Below are 16237 nucleotides of genomic sequence, written 5' to 3'. Positions count from 1 at the left end.
TTGGTTTTTAATTGGGTGACGCTAAAGGTATGTCGCTAGCTTTGGCGCTTACTGTGCCGCTCGCGGTTCTCGAGCTTGCGCTCGGGGCTCTTCTTGAGCATGACATACAAGGCACCGTTGCCGCCGTGCTGGCGAAGTGCCGAGTGGAAGCACATCACATCGGAAATTTGCTCTAGCCAAGTTGCCACGTAGCTCTTCATCATGGCGGGTGGGTTAGATTTCTCGCCCTTGCCGTGAACAATGATCACCGTACGGATATCCATACGCTGGCATTGCTTGAGGAATTGAAGTACTTCATCTCGGGCTTGCTTAAGTGTCTTGCGGTGCAGGTCGAGGCGCGCATGAATATCATATTTGCCCAAGCGTAGCTTGCGGAATACGCCTTCTTGGACACCATCGCGTTTAAACTCCACCATGTCGTCGGGTTTGACCATTTTGGCATAGTCGAGTGACAAGTATTCGGGATCACTATCGGATAGGGTTTGCGCAGCAAGGCGTCGCGCTAGATGCGCCTCGGTCACTTGGTGCTTAGCGGTGTCTTCGACCTTGTCTTGCTCCATCGGCGAGACATCGGCCATCATCTCTCTGAAGAGATCGAGTTCATCGTTATCTGACATAGTGCTAACAGCTAGAAACTAATACTAATAACGATGATTATATCAAGTTAACGCAGGTAGAAAAGAAATCCAGAGCCAACACCGACATGTTTGGCTCTGGCGCAAGCACACTACATTGCTAAATGGCTCTAGTGAGGAGAAGGTGCCGACAGTACCTTATAGATAAAGAAACCGCCGAAAAATAACATCAGTCCCAGCGCCCCAAAAATAACAATCATTGAAGAGAGGCCTACGGCATTGCCAAATAGCAGGTCTAGCCAAAATTCCATATCATTTTCCTTTGGGTTGCGAGAATGTGGCTACAAGATAACCAATGAAACGGAAATGTTATGATGATCTGGATCAATGGTAGGGTATATGTATCATTACTGTGTTGAATGGTGTGCTTGCGATCACTAAATTACGTTTATTGCTGCAACAATAGTCAAACAAAGTTCGAAATTTAAAAAAAAGCTATTTTTGCTTGCGTAATTTTAGAGGCTGAGTATTATAAGCCACCTCAGCAGCACAGCTGCTAGCAAGTAAAGAGTTTATAAGACTTTTTACTTAATTAAGTCGGTGAATAGCGCAGTTTGGTAGGGCATCCTGATTTTTGGGAATAGCGGACCAGAGGGCGACCCTCAAGCAAGGGCATCGCAATGCTTACAATGTCGGTGAATAGCGCAGTTTGGTAGCGCATCTGGTTTGGGACCAGAGGGTCGGGGGTTCGAATCCCTCTTCACCGACCACTATTTCAAAATAGTGGCATTCTAAAAGTCATTATTTATCGTCGGTGAATAGCGCAGTTTGGTAGCGCATCCTGATTTTTGGGAATAGCGGACCAGAGGGCGACCCTCGAGCAGGGGCATCGCAAAGCTCAACAATGTCGGTGAATAGCGCAGTTTGGTAGCGCATCTGGTTTGGGACCAGAGGGTCGGGGGTTCGAATCCCTCTTCACCGACCACTATTTCAAATAGTGGTATACTAAAAGCCATTATTTATTGTCGGTGAATAGCGCAGTTTGGTAGGGCATCCTGATTTTTGGGAATAGCGGACCAGAGGCGACCCTCGAGCAGGGGCATCGCAAAGCTCAACAATGTCGGTGAATAGCGCAGTTTGGTAGCGCATCTGGTTTGGGACCAGAGGGTCGGGGGTTCGAATCCCTCTTCACCGACCACTCTTCAGAAGCCTCGTCAAATGACGAGGCTTTTTTTGTTTCTGGTGTCAGTGAATAGCGCAGTTTGGTAGTGCATCCTGCTCTTAGGTATGGCGGACCAGAGAGTCGGGGGTTCCCTATTACCTTGATTGGCCTCTTCACCGACCACTCTTCAAAAGCCTCAACTGCGCGTCCCGGTCAAATGACGAGGCTTTTCTGTTTCTAGTGTCAGTGAATAACGCAGTTTGGTAGCGCATTCTGCTCATAGGTATGGCGGAAACGCCTAATAATGGCAGCGGCTTTTCTTTCCTTCGGTGAGCAAGCTGACATCAAAGCCTTGTTGCCGCAGTAGGGCTGGCACACCTTGTTCGCCAAATAAGTGCAGCGCCCCCACTACGATGATAAAGCGGCCCTGCTGGTATTGCGGGGATGAGCTAAGCGTCTTTGCCCAGTTGCGGTTACGCTCAAAGATAAGCGCTTCATCGGTGCTGGCGGAATACTGGCTGTCATTGAATAGCGCAAGCAATTGTTGGTGATCCCCTGCCGTCCAAGCATCGAGCAAGCACTGCAGTTGGGATTGCATGGCTTCCCACTCGTTAACCGTCGACATCAGTAAGTCTTTGCCGTGATCGTCTAACTGCTCCATCATGGCGATTTGCTGCTCGACACTCTCTAGCTCCAGAATAGGTAGCTTATCTTCTTCGGCTCTTTGTAGCAGGGTGATATCAATGCCTTGCTCGGTTGATAGCCCTGCCTGTACCGCCATTGCCATTTGTAGCTGTATCGCTGCAAGCCAAGGTGGGCTGTTGAGCAGGGTAGGGTTCGAAAGGTGGGTTTGCTTGACAACCTGCGCCAATTTCTCTTTTTCGCTATCGTCCAGCTGATCAAGCACTGTGGGTTGGCTTGGGCTTAATCGGGTATTGCTGGGCTTGAGGATATTGGCTTCCACCACCAAGGCATCTGCTTTTGCCCAGTGATCATGAAAAGGCTTAGGCAGTGGGTATAGGCTGTCGTTTCCGGCATGGATGGAGCCAAAGAAGACAAACTCCCGCTGTTGATCTTTAGCTAGCCATACCATGGGTTCGGCATAGGCCGGTGCAGTGATAAAGGGTAATAGCCAGAAGAGTTTGGTGAGGCGAGCAGTCAATCTTGATAAAGGCATAATTTGATAAAGGCCGTTAGTAGTAGGCAGATAGCTAAGGGAACAACCTTTGTTATATCAGCTATCTGCCATTCTGGCTATTTATCCGGGTGAAGCCAGAACCACCAAACGATAAAGGCAATTGCGGCGATACCAATAATAGCAACCATGTTATTGCTCCTTGTGCGTAGCTTGAGACTGGGTGGTACCGGTAGGCCGGAACAGACGTAGGCGGTTGGCGTTACTTACCACGGTGATTGAAGAGAGCGCCATGGCTGCCCCGGCCACAACCGGGCTCAGGAGTGCTCCGGTGAACGGGAAAAGTACGCCGGCTGCAATCGGGATCCCCAAGGTGTTGTAAACAAAGGCACCAAATAGGTTCTGCTTCATATTCTTGAGTGTGGCCTTTGATAGCTGCAGTGCGTCTGCGACACCATGAAGCGAATGACGCATCAAGGTGAGTTGGGCACTTTCTATTGCCACATCACTGCCACTCCCCATGGCGATGCCGACCTCGGCTTGGGCCAGCGCGGGGGCATCATTGATCCCGTCACCCACCATCGCGACTTTTTTGCCTTGTTGCTGCAACTCAGCCACTTTGGCTGCCTTGCCATCGGGAAGTACGCCTGCTATCACGTGGTTGATCCCGGCTTGGTTGGCAATGGCTTTCGCGGTGGCTTCCACATCACCGGTTAGCATGATCACGTCTAAGCCCATATCTGATAGGCGCTTGATTGCGCTAATGGAGTCGTGACGCAGCGGGTCACTGATACCCATAAGGCCAACAACGAGGTTGTCTTGTGCGACGAAAATAGGGGTTGCGCCCTGCTGGCTGATATTCTCTGCATCGGTCAAAACGGCAGCCAGATCCACGTTGTGCTCATCCATCAGTTTCTTATTGCCAAGCAGCAAGTTACTGTGGTTGACGATGCCGCTTACCCCTAGGCCCGGTAACGCTTGGAACCCTTGCTGGGGCATCAAGCGGATAGATTGCTCGCTTGCCGCATCGAGAATAGCCTTGGCTAACGGGTGCTCCGAGCCCTGCTCAAGACTGGCCGAGAGTGCCAGTAACTGGTTGCTGCCCATTCCTTGATAGGCTTGGATTTCGATAAGTTGAGGGCGGCCTTCGGTTAAGGTACCAGTCTTATCTAGTACGACAGTGTCAACGTCAGCCGCGACCTGCATGGCTTCGGCATTGCGGATCAGAACCCCGTGCTCGGCAGCGCGTCCGACCCCGACAGTGACCGACATCGGGGTCGCTAATCCAAGGGCGCAAGGGCAGGCAATGATCAGCACTGTCGTTGCAGTAACCAACATGTAGATGCTGGATGGATCAGGGCCAACATAGTACCAAACCATGGCGGTCACGATAGCGATGATCATGACTGTCGGGACAAAGATACCTGAAATGGTATCGGCAAGGCGTGCCAATGCCGGCTTGCTACTTTGCGCTTGGCGAACCAGGTCAATAATACGCGCTAGCATGGTGTCATGGCCGATCTTTTCCGCTTTGAAAATCAAGCTACCATTTTGGTTGATGGTACCGGCATGGAGTTGATCGCCCTGCTGCTTGTTGGCTGGAATAGGTTCGCCTGTAAGCATGGACTCGTCAATGTAGCTTTGGCCGTCGATAATCGTACCGTCGACCGGGACTTTGGCCCCGGGGTAGAGGCGAAGTTGCATTCCGGCTTTGACATCAGCCAGAGGGACTTCACGCTCTTCACCATTTTCGATGATAACCGCCGTTTGTGGTTGCAAGTCCATCAGTTGCTCTAGTGCTTTGGATGTCCGGCTTCTGGCTCTGGCTTCTAATGCATGGCCAAGGGTGATAAGGCCAAGGATCATCGCGGAGGCTTCAAAATAAACATGCCTTGCTTGGGCTGGCAAGATCTCTGGGGCAAGCACCGCCAGCATTGAATAAAGCCACGCCGACCCTGTTCCGAGGGCTACCAGGGTATCCATGGTTGCGCGGTGATGCTTGAAGGCTTTCCAAGCATTGATGAAGAAGTGGCGCCCCACGGTTAGCAACAAGAGCAACGTGAGGAGGCCAACAGCGCCCCAGCCCAGTTGATCTTGAGGGGAGTTGATCATCATGCTGCCACCGAACATTCCCCACGCCATCATGGCACCGCCTGCAATTAAGGCGATGACCGAATGGCGGATGTGCTGGCGGAAGCTTTGCTCGTTCTGCTGCTGTTGGCGCTGGCGGCGTGTTTGCTCATCTTCGCTAAGCTCGGCGCCATACCCGGCATCGGTAATCGCCTGGATGATCATTTCGGCAGATGCGGCGCCTGAAACTAGCGCTGTGCGCTCGGCCAAGTTCACATTGGCCTGCTGAACGCCCGAGACCGAGTTGATGGCCTGTTCCACTGACGCGACGCAACTGGCACAGGTCATGCCCGATAGAATAAATTGCTGGGCAGTGGCACTGTACTGTGGTTGGTTTGCTTGTTGAGCTTGTTGAGCTTGTTGAGCTTGTTGAGCTTGTTGAGCTTGTTGAGCTTGTTGAGTAGCCGGTTCCGCCTGCTCAATCGTTGTGGTCTCGGTATTATTCGCGCTGTGAGCGGTGAAGCCGAGCTCATGGATACAATCGATCAGCGCTTGCTCTGAAAGGTAAGCGTCGATTGTGGCCGCTGTCTTGCTCACCTCGAAAGCGTCGATATAGGGGTGTACGCTCAGTGCTGCCTCAACTTTCGCAACGCATTTACCACAGCTAAGCCCCGATAGGGTGAGCTGGGTTGTTGATAGCTGCGGTACCTGGAAACCAAGTTGCTCAATCACTGCTACCAGGTTGGCTTGTGGCATAATGCCGCGACCGGTTAGGCGAGTTTTGCTTGCCTCGAACTCAAAGATACCGGCTTCATCGGCAAGGGCAGTTTTGACCTTGTTGACGCACTTGCAGCAGGATAGCCCCTGCAGTGGTAGGTCGTATTTATAGCCCGCCTCATAGCCGAGTTCATCAATGGCGGTGACGGCAGCCATAGGGTCGAAATCCCCTTGGAGTACGGCCTGCTCGGTATTTACCTCGGCACGGGTAATACCTGCCTGAGACAGCAGTGCGGATTGGATTTTGCCGGCGCAATTCATGCACCTGACTTTTGCGAGGGGGAGGGTGAGCTCAGCCATGGGGTTGCCTTAATACTATCCTGGCGGGGAATTGGAGTGGCCAATCCACCGATCTTTTTAAGATGATGCCCTAATGATAAAGCTTCCATCAACTGGAAGGTCAATGGTTTTTTATTGGGGTTGTATAAGGAACATAGATCTCCAATAATAGCCACAAAGATTACATCAACTGTAAGGTTTGCTATGAACATCAGTGAAGTTGCCAAGTTGACGGGGCTAACCGCGAAGACCATCCGTTTTTATGAAGATAAATGCGTTATTTCACCGCCGTTTAGGGCTGAAAATGGCTATCGCCAGTACAGTGAAAAGCACATTGATGAGCTACACCTTATCCGGCGCTCCCGGTTGGTCGGCTTTACTTTGGACGAGAGCAAAGAATTATTGGATTTCTCGCGTGATCCCAAAAGGCGCAGTGCTGATGTAAAAGCCAAAGCAGAGCAAAAGTTGGTGGAAATTGACGAAAAAATCAAAGAGTTATTGGAAATGAAGCAAACGTTGGAAGTGCTGACCAAACAATGCCCGGGTGATGAGGGGGCCAACTGCCCAATCATTGAAGGCCTTTGTAAGCATGATTAACCGCCACACCATGACAATGAGAGTGGCGGTATCGCATTTATTTCTAGTACATCAGTGAATATAGCTGGCGGCGGAACTTACTGGCGATAGCATTGCCTTGGCCAAGTGCAGCCAGTATATCCATCGTGGTCTTTTTCGCGTTGCCATCGGCAAAGTTCATGTCCTTGCGAAGTAGTTTGATGAGCAGCTCTAATGCTTCTTCGGCGCGTTCAACTTGGCTGTACTGAACAGCAAGCTCGAAGGCAATATCAAGGTTGTCTGGTTGCGCGGCAAATTTCTCTTCCAACAGGCGGATTTCAGGCGAATCGCTAGCTTGTTTATGAAGTTCTAGTTTGGCCATTAGCCCTTTGTATTTCGCATCCTGATCTTGCATCGGCACCGTTGCAAGCAAAGTTTCTGCTTCATCGTATTGCGAGGTTTCAACAAGGCACTCGGCAATCGCAAGGGTGATCACGCTGTTTTTCTCAAACTTGGTCGCAAGTTCGCGAAGGACAGGCAGGGCTTCGCCGTATTGCTGGGCATCGACTTTTTCTAGCGCCGCTTTAAGTTCCAGCTCTTCTTGGCTTGGCAGGTGTTTGGCGAGCATTTCGCGGATGCTTTGCTCTGTTTGTGGGCCAGCGGCACCATCAACAGGTTGGCCGTTTTTGAATAGGGCAACCGTGGGTAGGCTGCGGACGCCAAACTGAGAAGCAACCATCTGTTCGGTTTCACAGTTCAAGGTAGCAAGGGTAACGAGTCCTTGGTAGGAAGCGACAACGTGCTCAAGCACTTGGTTAACTTCTCTGGTTTCAGGCATAGAAGGCGCCCAAAAGCTGATCACAACAGGTGTTTGCATTGATTGCTCGATGACCTGTTGCAAGTTTTGCTCGTTTAGCTCGATAGCAATTTGTTGGTACATGGGTTTACTTCGCTCCCTAAGAATCCTGCTCTTTTGTTAGTTATAGTTATGGGGGCAAAGGCTATCTATTTCAACAGTTAGCCAATAAATTGCAAAAGTTGTTTGTACTTGAGCAAGCCTGTATCGAGGGTGGGTGAACCCTAATGACCCCATTATCAATTTCAATTGGCCCTCTAACTTTTGTGATGTTTGAAGTCTGGCAGAGAATTGAAATGAAAAAGCCAGTAGACTGACTTCATTGCCTTTAAAAACTAGTTCATACCACTTTATGAGGATGGCATAAAAGCCATTGCCGAGATGTCTCATGCCTATTTAATTTAAAGTCATCAATACGATAAATTAAAATTGAGTCGTCAGAACTTTATAAACTTGATTGTCAGTTACACTCTTTCTTTATAAAAAATAAATCACAATACATGCTTCGCCATATTTCCGACGATATATATTTTCATTGAGTTTGAAAATTGACGCTTGGTTAATTAAATGTTTGTTTGTTGTTTTTATTGTGTTTTTTGTTGGTGCTTAAAATATCGAGTTGGTTCCAAAGTGTTAGTAAATCCCTTTTGTTTGGGGTAAGATTCCGATACTTGCAAATCAATATGTTACACGGGCATTATTGCTGGTGATAACCGTATAAAATGAAAAGCATTGTAGGGGATATATTTCATCTATCTTTGCTTTGGTTTGTATGGAAATATAAAAATCAATACTTGTTTAAAGTATATAAATTATAAAAAAAATTTTTTACGTCAGTTATTCTCACTAAGCTTAAGTTTTTATGTGGTGAAAACCATAATGATCAGCAACGTAGTCTTCAAAAGTAACGTTAAATGGAATCCTGAAAGTGACGTATTGTGGTCAGACCAAGATAAAGTCACATTGAATTACTCAGAGTATCAAGTCTTGCTGGTGCTTTATCGCCGACTAGGGCAACCAGTACCGAAAGAGGAACTGATCGCGGCAGCTTGGCCTAATCGTATCATTACCGACTCATCCCTATTTCAGGTAATAAGAAGCCTTAGGGGAAAATTAGGCGAGCCAGAAAAAGGTGTATATTTAGAGAATGTTTCAAAAGTAGGTTACATATTAAAGCCTGACGCCTTAACGGTAAAAACAGAGAAAAAGACATCACATTGGGTAACTGGCATTACTTTCGGTGCCATGGCGCTGTTAGCCGCCGTAGCTGGTGGGGTTTTCTGGTTGGGCACTTCTCCAGACGTTGAGCAAGAGCAGTTATATATTAGCTATGATGTGATGACCGGTAACCACATAACGCTCTATAGTGACAGTGCTGAGTTATTGTTGCCACTGAGAGAGTATGCCGAGCGACTCATTTCGCTGTTACCCAATAAAGAAAGGATGCTGTATTTCTATCAAACTAAGCATGCTCTTTATATTGCCGGCTGCAACTCTCAGAACCGTATTTGTGATGAAAGTGAAAGCTTCTCAGTGATGCTAAACCGCAGTGAAAAAGAGCAGCGTTTAACTCAACTCGCGCAAGATATTAAGCAGCGTTATTTGGCTAAGCGGGAACTCCGTGCAGATATGTCATCAAAGACGCAATGGCTGAGTAATGTCTACCGATACCTTGATGATAACACCACGGTTCAGTATTCGACCCGGAGTATAAGCTCAGGGGAAAGTTGTGATAATCAAGTTTTCTCAGGGGTCATGTATGCTGCGGATCTTAATGAGCAAAGCCATACCATTGGTGTTAGGGGAGGGAGGGCCAAATTACAGCAACCCGACTTTGAGGAGTTCATGGCATCAGCAGATGTAAAATTAAGCATCTTAAAATTTGATAATGCGTTGCTTAGTAATGCGGGCCAATATGCCAGTGAGCTCATGCGAATGGCGGGTACTGAAAAAGGCAGTTATCGAATTCACCTTCCTTACAGCCAACATAACATGGGGCTATTGTTAATTCCTGGGCAGTCAATGAATTGGGTGTATGGTCTGGATGTATCATCTTGTATGGAGTGACAGATGAAAGAGCTAATTTTTCTTTCTGACAATGTCGTATTTGATACAGATGAGAGAAAGCTATTTAAAAATGATGTTCAGGTTAAGCTTAATGCCTCTGAAGATCGAATATTGCAATACTTTGTTGATCACCATGATGAGATATTGACCAAAGCACAGTTACTAAGCGCTGGTTGGCCAAATGGTTATGTCACCGAGTCATCATTGTTTGGGGTGATATTAAACTTACGTAACAAGTTGGGTAAGGATGTTATTATTACGGTGCCCAGATTGGGATACCGGGTTAATATTACCGAACGAAAGACGGTAAAAAAGAAGCGTACCGGGATGTATTTCTTAGCGGGCGTACTGGGTGGGTTATTAGCCCTGGCTATTGCACTGTTGTTTCCTCGTCATGGATTAGAAAAAGACGCACTGAATAATGATAATGCGCTATTTGCTCTCACCACATTAAGTGAAGAAAGCGAGACATTTATAAAACATTTGGCACGCCGCCGCTCGGCATTAAATGTTTATGCTGTTTCATATGGCGAGCTCAATTCCATCAGTTGGTGCGTCAAGGACAGCCATGGGCTTTGTGATTCATCAGAGGATGTCACTGTCCAATTTTATAATAAGCAACTACCCGAAATGCTTGAGCACCTAGCCGAAGGACGCTTGGATGCACCGTTGAAAACAGTATCGAGTTATCACGGTAGTTCAAACTATTACTCTTCCTATTTTGTGTCATTTAATCGCCAGTTGCTTGAAGTCGAGCTGGATATGGCTTACGAAAAAGAAGACGGGGAAGCGTTGGCATTAAATGTGGCAACTCTAGATACCGGTGATGATTTTTTACTGTTGGCCCAATCAGTCTCAACGATGGAGCGGAAGGCTTCAAGCTGGATTGATAATGAAAAGTGGTTGAATGTAAAGCCTGGTTTTTTCCACCTCAATGAAGACGCGATTAACCAGTATTTTGATGATAGCGCTGATCATGAGTTATTAATCGACTTAACAACCAAGTTTGTTCGAACCAGTGGCAAAGTTACCAGTGTCGCCCGGGATGGAAATTCTGATCTGTGGTTATTTTCTGATGGCACTTTGTTGTGGGTGCATGCCAGCCCGGAAGCGCAGTCCGGTATTTTACCCTTTATGAATTAGCTTCGTTAATTAACGAATTCGGTATGCCAATTGGTCTCCAGCATGGACGAGATCGCTGCCTCGTCATGAGGTGGCGAAAATAAAAAGCCTTGTTGGAGAACCACCCCCATTTCCTGCCAATGTTGTTTTTTATCTTCAGAGTCGATACCTTCTGCGATCCACTGGACCGCTTTTGGCGTCGGCAAATCTAGCATCGAAAGCTGTTGGTTTATCCTGGTGGTATCCGTCATGCTCCGGTCAATCTTTATACCTTCCAAGGCCGAGTGCGAAATCAGCGTTGAGTGAATATGGTTGGGAATGTAGTCGTCGATATAGATGCTGATACCTTCGAGCTGCAATGCCTGGATAACCGCGATGGTTTCTTCGATATGCTCGACCGGTAAACGCTCGGTTATTTCCAGGATCACGCCATTGCTAACCGGCTGGTATAGCTGTTTGTACAGCTTGATTTGGTTGATGATTTCATCGCTAGCGATAAGTTGCGGGGGCACATTTAGGCTTAGCTTAAACTGCCCTTGGTACTGGGCAATCAGGGCGAATGCCTGTTCCAATAGGTAATAGGTCACCGGTTCGATAAGCCAGCTATCTTCAAGCGTTGCGATGAAGTCAGACGGCATGATGATCTGGCCATCTTTTTCCAATCTCAATAGCATCTCGAATGCCGCAGTACTTCCCTGCTGGGTATCAATAATCGGCTGGTAGAAAGGAATAAACTGGTTGTTGTAAAACGCAGTTTCGAGCTCTTTCAATGTTAGCATCTTGCAATTTTGGCTGGCGCGTAGGCCAGCCAACTCCTTGGATAAAATACATGGCGCTTTGGGCGCTGAGCCTTGGGTAATTACTGGTTACACTGTGTGGCGAAGAGAGAGTCCCACAGTTCAGGGCGCTGACACGGTGTTTCCGCCGTTAGGCTATTGTTGTTGATATAGAACACAGTGCGCTTGTCCAGTTTCAGGCGCTGGTGTAGATCTTTGAAAATAGAGAGGTTATAGAACATCTCGTCGAATTGACCGTTGGCGACAAGCTTCTCAAGACCCGCGGTGATATCGGCAGCTAGCTCTGGCTTGGTTGGGCTGACAAAGAAATAAGCTGGTGAATGGTATTGGATCAGAATATTGTTATCGATCATTTGGCCGTCAGGGCCTAGACGATTAAATTCGCCCTCGATTTCGGCTGCGCCTAACGTGAAGTAATCGAATCGCTGTGCATTTAGCATGCCGTAGAGTAGGGCGTACTCTATGCTCGTGACAACAGGCAGCCCGTCGTTTGCCAGTATCTTGGCATCCGGCCATGATTCCACTTGGCCTACTTTTAGCTGGCGGAATTGGTTCTCGTCTAGTGAGGCAAACTTGCCTTGATCGGCTTTTTTAATGATTGGCAGCCTGTTGCCCAGTAGCCCCTTGAATAGCGGAATACGAATAGGGATCAAGCGCTCTTCCATTTCAGGCGATGTCATTGTCCAAATCACATCACTTTGGCCTGCTTCAAGCGCACGGACAGCACGTTCGCCCAAGCCACTGTTGTCGAGTTTCGATACGGTATAGTCTTTTCCCGATGCATCAAGTGCCGAACGCAGTAGCGTGTCTTGCCATAAATCGACCCCGCCAAACATAGTTTTGACTTCAGTCGCAGCGTGTACCGTGCTGGCTGAAAATAGGCCAATAGCCAATAGCAGCTTTGATAGTGGTTTCATGGGTTGTCCTTATGAATTTGGTTTGTTCAACTCGACCTGAAAATGATGTGCTGACAGCCAGTCGACGGGAGGCAACAGCGGCACCAAATTTAAGTAAGGAGTGAGGTTAAGGACAGGGAGAACGAATCAATTTTACTGAAAACAAGATTATTTTTATTTGTTGTTTTAATAACAGTTACTTATGGGTGTTGTCAGTGATTTTTTGCTTGGCGTTTATATTTTTGGCTGGAGATAAAAAAACATAAATTGCTTTGAGTCAGATAAATCAGGAGGAAATGAAAAAATTAAAGCCACTTTCATTGGTATTCAGCCTGAGGCTATTCCTTAATGCCCCGTACCTAAATAGCGGAGATTTTCAGCTACTTGGGTAAAGATTTTGGGTGCTGGTGCGAGGTCACTCGGCATTTTTGTGCGGTGGTTGAAAGGAATGCAATGAAGAATGCGCTTGTTCAATAGTATTACTAAGAAATTGGTTGTAACAGCATGCCTACTATTTTTGGTTGCAGGTGTCTTGGTGACGTCGATTAACTTGATGATGGTTCGGGACTCAGCATCAGCCGATAGTTTGGATATTCATCAAGAGCGATTGGACGGGTTGGCAATTATGCTGGCAGCACCGCTTTACAATCTTGATAACCCCCAGATTGATGCGATTGCTCAGTTGACCATGGAGTCGAGTTATATCGAAGGGCTATACATTGAAGATAACCTGAACAATCCGGTCTTGAGTTTGGGTAACCCAAATGATCAGGCAACGCCGATTGAGGTGTTTTACCGCGAGATGCTGGTGGGGCGCTTCAAGGTGACCTTCAACGAGTTTCTGGTCGATAGCGCGGTGAAAAATAGCTTCTATTCCCAATTGTATCTGGTTGCGGCGTTTATTTTGTTGATTGTATTGATGCTGCTGGTAACCGTTCGTGCACTGATATCCAAGCCGCTGTCTGAAATGCAGCAAGGTATGGAAACGGTGGCCAATGGTCAGCTCAGCTACCAGTTCCGGTACCAAAGGAATGACGAAGTAGGGCTGTTCTCGTCTATCCTGAACCGATTTACAGGCCATGTTAGGGGGGCGCTGGTGAACGTGCAGCAAGCCGGAACTGCCGTGGCCGAGCAAAACAGAACGCTATCTCGCGTTATTGGTAGCGTGATTGAACGCAACCATACCGAGCAAGCCCAGGCCGAATTGCTCTCATCATCTGTTACCGAATTGAGTGCTTCGGCGGCAGAAATTGCCCAGAAGTGCACCCAGACTTCGGCAATATCCAGTGATATGCACCAGCAACTCTCCATTTGCAGTGGCCACTCGGAAAAGGCCGAATCTTATCTGCATGATATTGGCTGCGAGCTCACTAACTCCAATGAGACCATTGCTTCTTTGAGGGGGAATACGGATGCGATCTCCCAGATCAGCAAGATGATTTCAGAAATTGCAGATCAAACTAACTTGTTGGCACTGAATGCCGCTATCGAGGCTGCACGGGCTGGTGAGTTCGGACGTGGCTTTGCGGTGGTGGCTGATGAGGTACGCTCGCTTGCGATGAAGACCCAATCTTCCGTAACCGAAATCCATGACTTGGTGCAGGCATTGCAAAACAACGTTGATGAAACGACTGAGCGAATGGATAAAAACATCATTGCCAGTGAAAACGCGATCAGCGAATACCAGCAGGTGCGGCAGGCGCTTGAAACTTGCCTAGCCAAAATGGATACCCTTGAAGAAATGAACCATGAGGTGGCGGAGGTTTCATCTCAGCAAAGCGATGTAACCGAAAGCATCGGCCAAAGCGTGCTTGAGCTGAACAATATGGTCTCGATGGCGGCAGAGAATGTGGCTGAGCTGGAAGTTGCCGAAGCCACGGTAAACCAACAGGTCGAAGCATTGCAGTCTTCCCTGACGGGCTTCGATCTCAAAACCCAATAAATATAAAAAATATAGCGAAAACCATTATTACCTTACTGTCGTTCCAGCCAACGGTGACGGCAGCGATTTCAATCATTTTCATGCTGTGGGAAGTGGTAAGTGACCCTATCAATCAAAAACAAAATCTGCCTGATATTCGCGGTGACTATTTTGTCGGTTTCGGCGATTCAGATCATGCTAACGAGTTCAAGGCAAACCCAAGATGCTGAGCGATCTACCCAGCAATTGGCCGAGTATGTTTTCCTTTCGTCTTCAACGACGATTTCGCAATGGTTCGATAATAAATCAGCATCGCTACAGGCCGCGATTAGCGGCTTTGATCACCAAGAAAAGCCGATCAATAGCTTGTTATTAGCCATGCAGGCCGGGCAGTTCGACTTGTTGTATGCGGGAACCCGTCAAGGGGAGTTGCTCACCAGTATCCCCGTTGAGTTACCGGATGATTTCGATCCGCGAACTCGAGAGTGGTATCAGCTGGCCACGGAGCGCGACGGTATCATCTATACCCCGCCGTACATCGATGCCGCTAGCGGGCAGCTGGTCACCACCATTTCGACCGATTTTGAGCGCCGCCACAATCAAGGAGTGGTGGGAGCCGATGTTTCCATCAGTGCGCTGGTTGATGAAATTCTTGCCACGAGCGGTAGTGAGCTTGGGATGTCGACCATGCTGCTGGGAACCGATGGCAAAATCATCGCCCATCCAACACCCGGTATGACTCTGAAACCCGGCACCGATATTAACCCCGAGCTAACGCCATCGCGCCTGTTGTCATTGAGCCAGCAAGCAAACATGGTGGAACTGGCTATCAATGGCATTGATTATTTGGTGAAGGTGAAACGGTTGCCGTCGACCAACTGGCTGCTGGTGGTGATGTTTGACAAGAGTATTGCCTTTAAGGATGTCGAAGAGTCACAAGCCAGTGCGCTAATGGGGAGTTTGATCCAGCTGGTGGTGGTGATTGGCTTGATCACTGTTTTTATCAATCGTGCGTTAGCCCCGTTGAGTATCTTGTCGTCGGCCATTTATGACTTATCGCAGGGCAGTGGTGATCTGACTCGTCGCTTGGATTGCCGGGAAGACAATGAAATCGGCCAGGTGAGCCAAAACGTTAACCGCTTGATCGACAAGCTGCACCGCTCAATGACGGGGATTGCCAATACGTCCAGCGCCCTAAGCCAGCGGGCCCAAACCAACCTTGAGGATGTCGAAGAAAACCATACCGCCTTGACGGTGCAATTTGATGAAATCACGCAAATTGCAACGGCGATACGGCAAATGTCAGTGGCCTCCGACGAAGTGGCGCTGTTGTCGGAAAAGACGGCGGGGACGGCGACAGCCTCTTACCAAAGCTGTAATGAGGAAGTCCAGGAGGTGCTGTCGCGTAACCAATCATCGATTACCAACTTGTCGGACAATATTCAGCAGGCAGAGCAGGTGATTAATGAATTGGCAAACAATGCCAAGGGGATTAACACGATTCTGGTGACCATTCAGTCGATAGCCGAGCAAACTAACCTGCTGGCGCTGAATGCCGCGATAGAAGCCGCTCGCGCCGGCGCCCAGGGTCGCGGGTTTGCGGTGGTGGCGGACGAGGTGAGGGTGCTATCCCAGCGCACCCAGCAATCAACGGAAGAGATCCAATCGATGATCACCCGGCTGCAAGCCAATACAGCGACAGCGGTATCTACTATGCAAAAGAGCCAGCTGCTGGCGGAGGGCAGCATGGCAGAGACCGATAACGCGGCCAAGGCGCTAGAGCAGATCACCGCCTCTATTCAGCAAATCTCCGATATGGTGACGCAAATATCCTGTGCCTCGGAAGAGCAGCGGGCGGTGGCGGTGGACATTAGCCGTAATACCCAAGCCATCAACGGGGTTGCAGAAAAGCTGTCAGAAAAGGCCGACCATGCCCACCAAGGCTCGCAGGCGTTGAATGAGATTGCAGGGCAGCTTAACCACGAAGTGAATAAGTTTAAGATTTAGAAGGTAAATCCATACAAA

The 16237-nt window shown here is 48.4% G+C and carries 12 protein-coding genes and 3 tRNA genes; 8 read left to right on the top strand and 7 right to left on the bottom strand.

Annotation, left to right across the window (positions count from 1 at the left end; genetic code table 11):
• Positions 1 to 35: 35 nt before the first annotated feature.
• Positions 36 to 617 carry a DNA endonuclease SmrA gene (smrA, locus tag C9I98_RS22270; protein ID WP_036821665.1) on the bottom strand — a complete coding sequence of 194 codons (582 nt, stop codon included), beginning with the start codon at positions 615 to 617 and terminating at the stop codon, positions 36 to 38.
• Between the two features lie 128 nt (positions 618 to 745).
• Positions 746 to 886: a DUF3149 domain-containing protein gene (locus C9I98_RS22265; protein WP_036821663.1), complete on the bottom strand. Its 141-nt coding sequence runs from the start codon at positions 884 to 886 to the stop codon at positions 746 to 748.
• A gap of 382 nt (positions 887 to 1268) precedes the next feature.
• Here C9I98_RS22265 and C9I98_RS22260 point away from each other — a divergent pair.
• From C9I98_RS22260 to C9I98_RS22250, 3 genes are all read left to right on the top strand, one after another.
• Positions 1269 to 1345 (top strand) — tRNA-Pro (locus tag C9I98_RS22260).
• 138 nt (positions 1346 to 1483) lie between these two features.
• A tRNA-Pro gene (locus C9I98_RS22255) sits at positions 1484 to 1560 on the top strand.
• 136 nt (positions 1561 to 1696) lie between these two features.
• Positions 1697 to 1773 (top strand) — tRNA-Pro (locus C9I98_RS22250).
• A 262-nt stretch (positions 1774 to 2035) separates the two neighbouring features.
• Here C9I98_RS22250 and C9I98_RS22245 read toward each other — a convergent pair.
• Positions 2036 to 2914 carry a TraB/GumN family protein gene (locus C9I98_RS22245; protein ID WP_036823784.1) on the bottom strand — a complete coding sequence of 293 codons (879 nt, stop codon included), beginning with the start codon at positions 2912 to 2914 and terminating at the stop codon, positions 2036 to 2038.
• Between the two features lie 150 nt (positions 2915 to 3064).
• Positions 3065 to 6019, bottom strand: a complete 2955-nt coding sequence (locus C9I98_RS22240; protein WP_107272498.1) for a cation transporter — start codon at positions 6017 to 6019, stop codon at positions 3065 to 3067.
• 183 nt (positions 6020 to 6202) lie between these two features.
• Here C9I98_RS22240 and cueR point away from each other — a divergent pair, with 183 nt between their 5' ends.
• A complete protein-coding gene (gene cueR, locus C9I98_RS22235; protein WP_036827823.1) occupies positions 6203 to 6595 on the top strand; it encodes a Cu(I)-responsive transcriptional regulator in 393 nt (130 codons plus the stop codon).
• 43 nt (positions 6596 to 6638) lie between these two features.
• Here the strand turns inward: cueR and C9I98_RS22230 are convergent, their stop codons facing one another.
• The gene (locus C9I98_RS22230) at positions 6639 to 7493 is read right to left on the bottom strand and encodes a co-chaperone YbbN (RefSeq protein ID WP_036827825.1); all 855 of its coding nucleotides are present in this window, start codon (positions 7491 to 7493) and stop codon (positions 6639 to 6641) included.
• 684 nt (positions 7494 to 8177) lie between these two features.
• On the opposite strand from C9I98_RS22230, the gene C9I98_RS22225 reads away from it, so the two are divergent.
• A complete protein-coding gene (locus C9I98_RS22225) occupies positions 8178 to 9476 on the top strand; it encodes a winged helix-turn-helix domain-containing protein (RefSeq protein ID WP_146153901.1) in 1299 nt (432 codons plus the stop codon).
• A 3-nt stretch (positions 9477 to 9479) separates the two neighbouring features.
• Entirely contained in the window at positions 9480 to 10619 is a 1140-nt protein-coding gene (locus C9I98_RS22220) for a winged helix-turn-helix domain-containing protein (RefSeq protein WP_051902247.1), read from the top strand.
• 5 nt (positions 10620 to 10624) lie between these two features.
• Here the strand turns inward: C9I98_RS22220 and C9I98_RS22215 are convergent, their stop codons facing one another.
• Positions 10625 to 11368 carry an EAL domain-containing protein gene (locus C9I98_RS22215; RefSeq protein WP_158262708.1) on the bottom strand — a complete coding sequence of 248 codons (744 nt, stop codon included), beginning with the start codon at positions 11366 to 11368 and terminating at the stop codon, positions 10625 to 10627.
• An 89-nt stretch (positions 11369 to 11457) separates the two neighbouring features.
• Positions 11458 to 12312 (bottom strand): type 2 periplasmic-binding domain-containing protein, encoded by an 855-nt coding sequence (locus C9I98_RS22210; RefSeq protein WP_051902245.1) that lies wholly within the window; start codon positions 12310 to 12312, stop codon positions 11458 to 11460.
• A 439-nt stretch (positions 12313 to 12751) separates the two neighbouring features.
• On the opposite strand from C9I98_RS22210, the gene C9I98_RS22205 reads away from it, so the two are divergent.
• Both C9I98_RS22205 and C9I98_RS22200 read left to right on the top strand, forming a co-directional pair.
• Positions 12752 to 14233, top strand: a complete 1482-nt coding sequence (locus C9I98_RS22205) for a methyl-accepting chemotaxis protein (protein ID WP_036820126.1) — start codon at positions 12752 to 12754, stop codon at positions 14231 to 14233.
• Between the two features lie 99 nt (positions 14234 to 14332).
• Positions 14333 to 16219, top strand: coding sequence for a methyl-accepting chemotaxis protein (locus C9I98_RS22200; protein ID WP_107272496.1), 1887 nt, complete (start codon positions 14333 to 14335; stop codon positions 16217 to 16219).
• Positions 16220 to 16237 lie beyond the last annotated feature (18 nt).

It is taken from the genome of Photobacterium sanctipauli, from assembly GCF_003026495.1.
Lineage (GTDB): Bacteria > Pseudomonadota > Gammaproteobacteria > Enterobacterales > Vibrionaceae > Photobacterium > Photobacterium sanctipauli.
This window is presented reverse-complemented; position numbering and strand designations above follow the sequence as displayed.

Bases quoted from the DNA above. Each gene is read 5' to 3' on its own strand.
- C9I98_RS22205 (WP_036820126.1), top strand. From the start codon at position 12,752: ATGCGCTTGTTCAATAGTATTACTAAGAAATTGGTTGTAACAGCATGC.
- C9I98_RS22220 (WP_051902247.1), top strand. From the start codon at position 9,480: ATGAAAGAGCTAATTTTTCTTTCTGACAATGTCGTATTTGATACAGAT.
- C9I98_RS22265 (WP_036821663.1), bottom strand. From the start codon at position 886: ATGGAATTTTGGCTAGACCTGCTATTTGGCAATGCCGTAGGCCTCTCT.
- C9I98_RS22245 (WP_036823784.1), bottom strand. From the start codon at position 2,914: ATGCCTTTATCAAGATTGACTGCTCGCCTCACCAAACTCTTCTGGCTA.
- C9I98_RS22210 (WP_051902245.1), bottom strand. From the start codon at position 12,312: ATGAAACCACTATCAAAGCTGCTATTGGCTATTGGCCTATTTTCAGCC.
- C9I98_RS22230 (WP_036827825.1), bottom strand. From the start codon at position 7,493: ATGTACCAACAAATTGCTATCGAGCTAAACGAGCAAAACTTGCAACAG.
- cueR (WP_036827823.1), top strand. From the start codon at position 6,203: ATGAACATCAGTGAAGTTGCCAAGTTGACGGGGCTAACCGCGAAGACC.
- C9I98_RS22240 (WP_107272498.1), bottom strand. From the start codon at position 6,019: ATGGCTGAGCTCACCCTCCCCCTCGCAAAAGTCAGGTGCATGAATTGC.
- smrA (WP_036821665.1), bottom strand. From the start codon at position 617: ATGTCAGATAACGATGAACTCGATCTCTTCAGAGAGATGATGGCCGAT.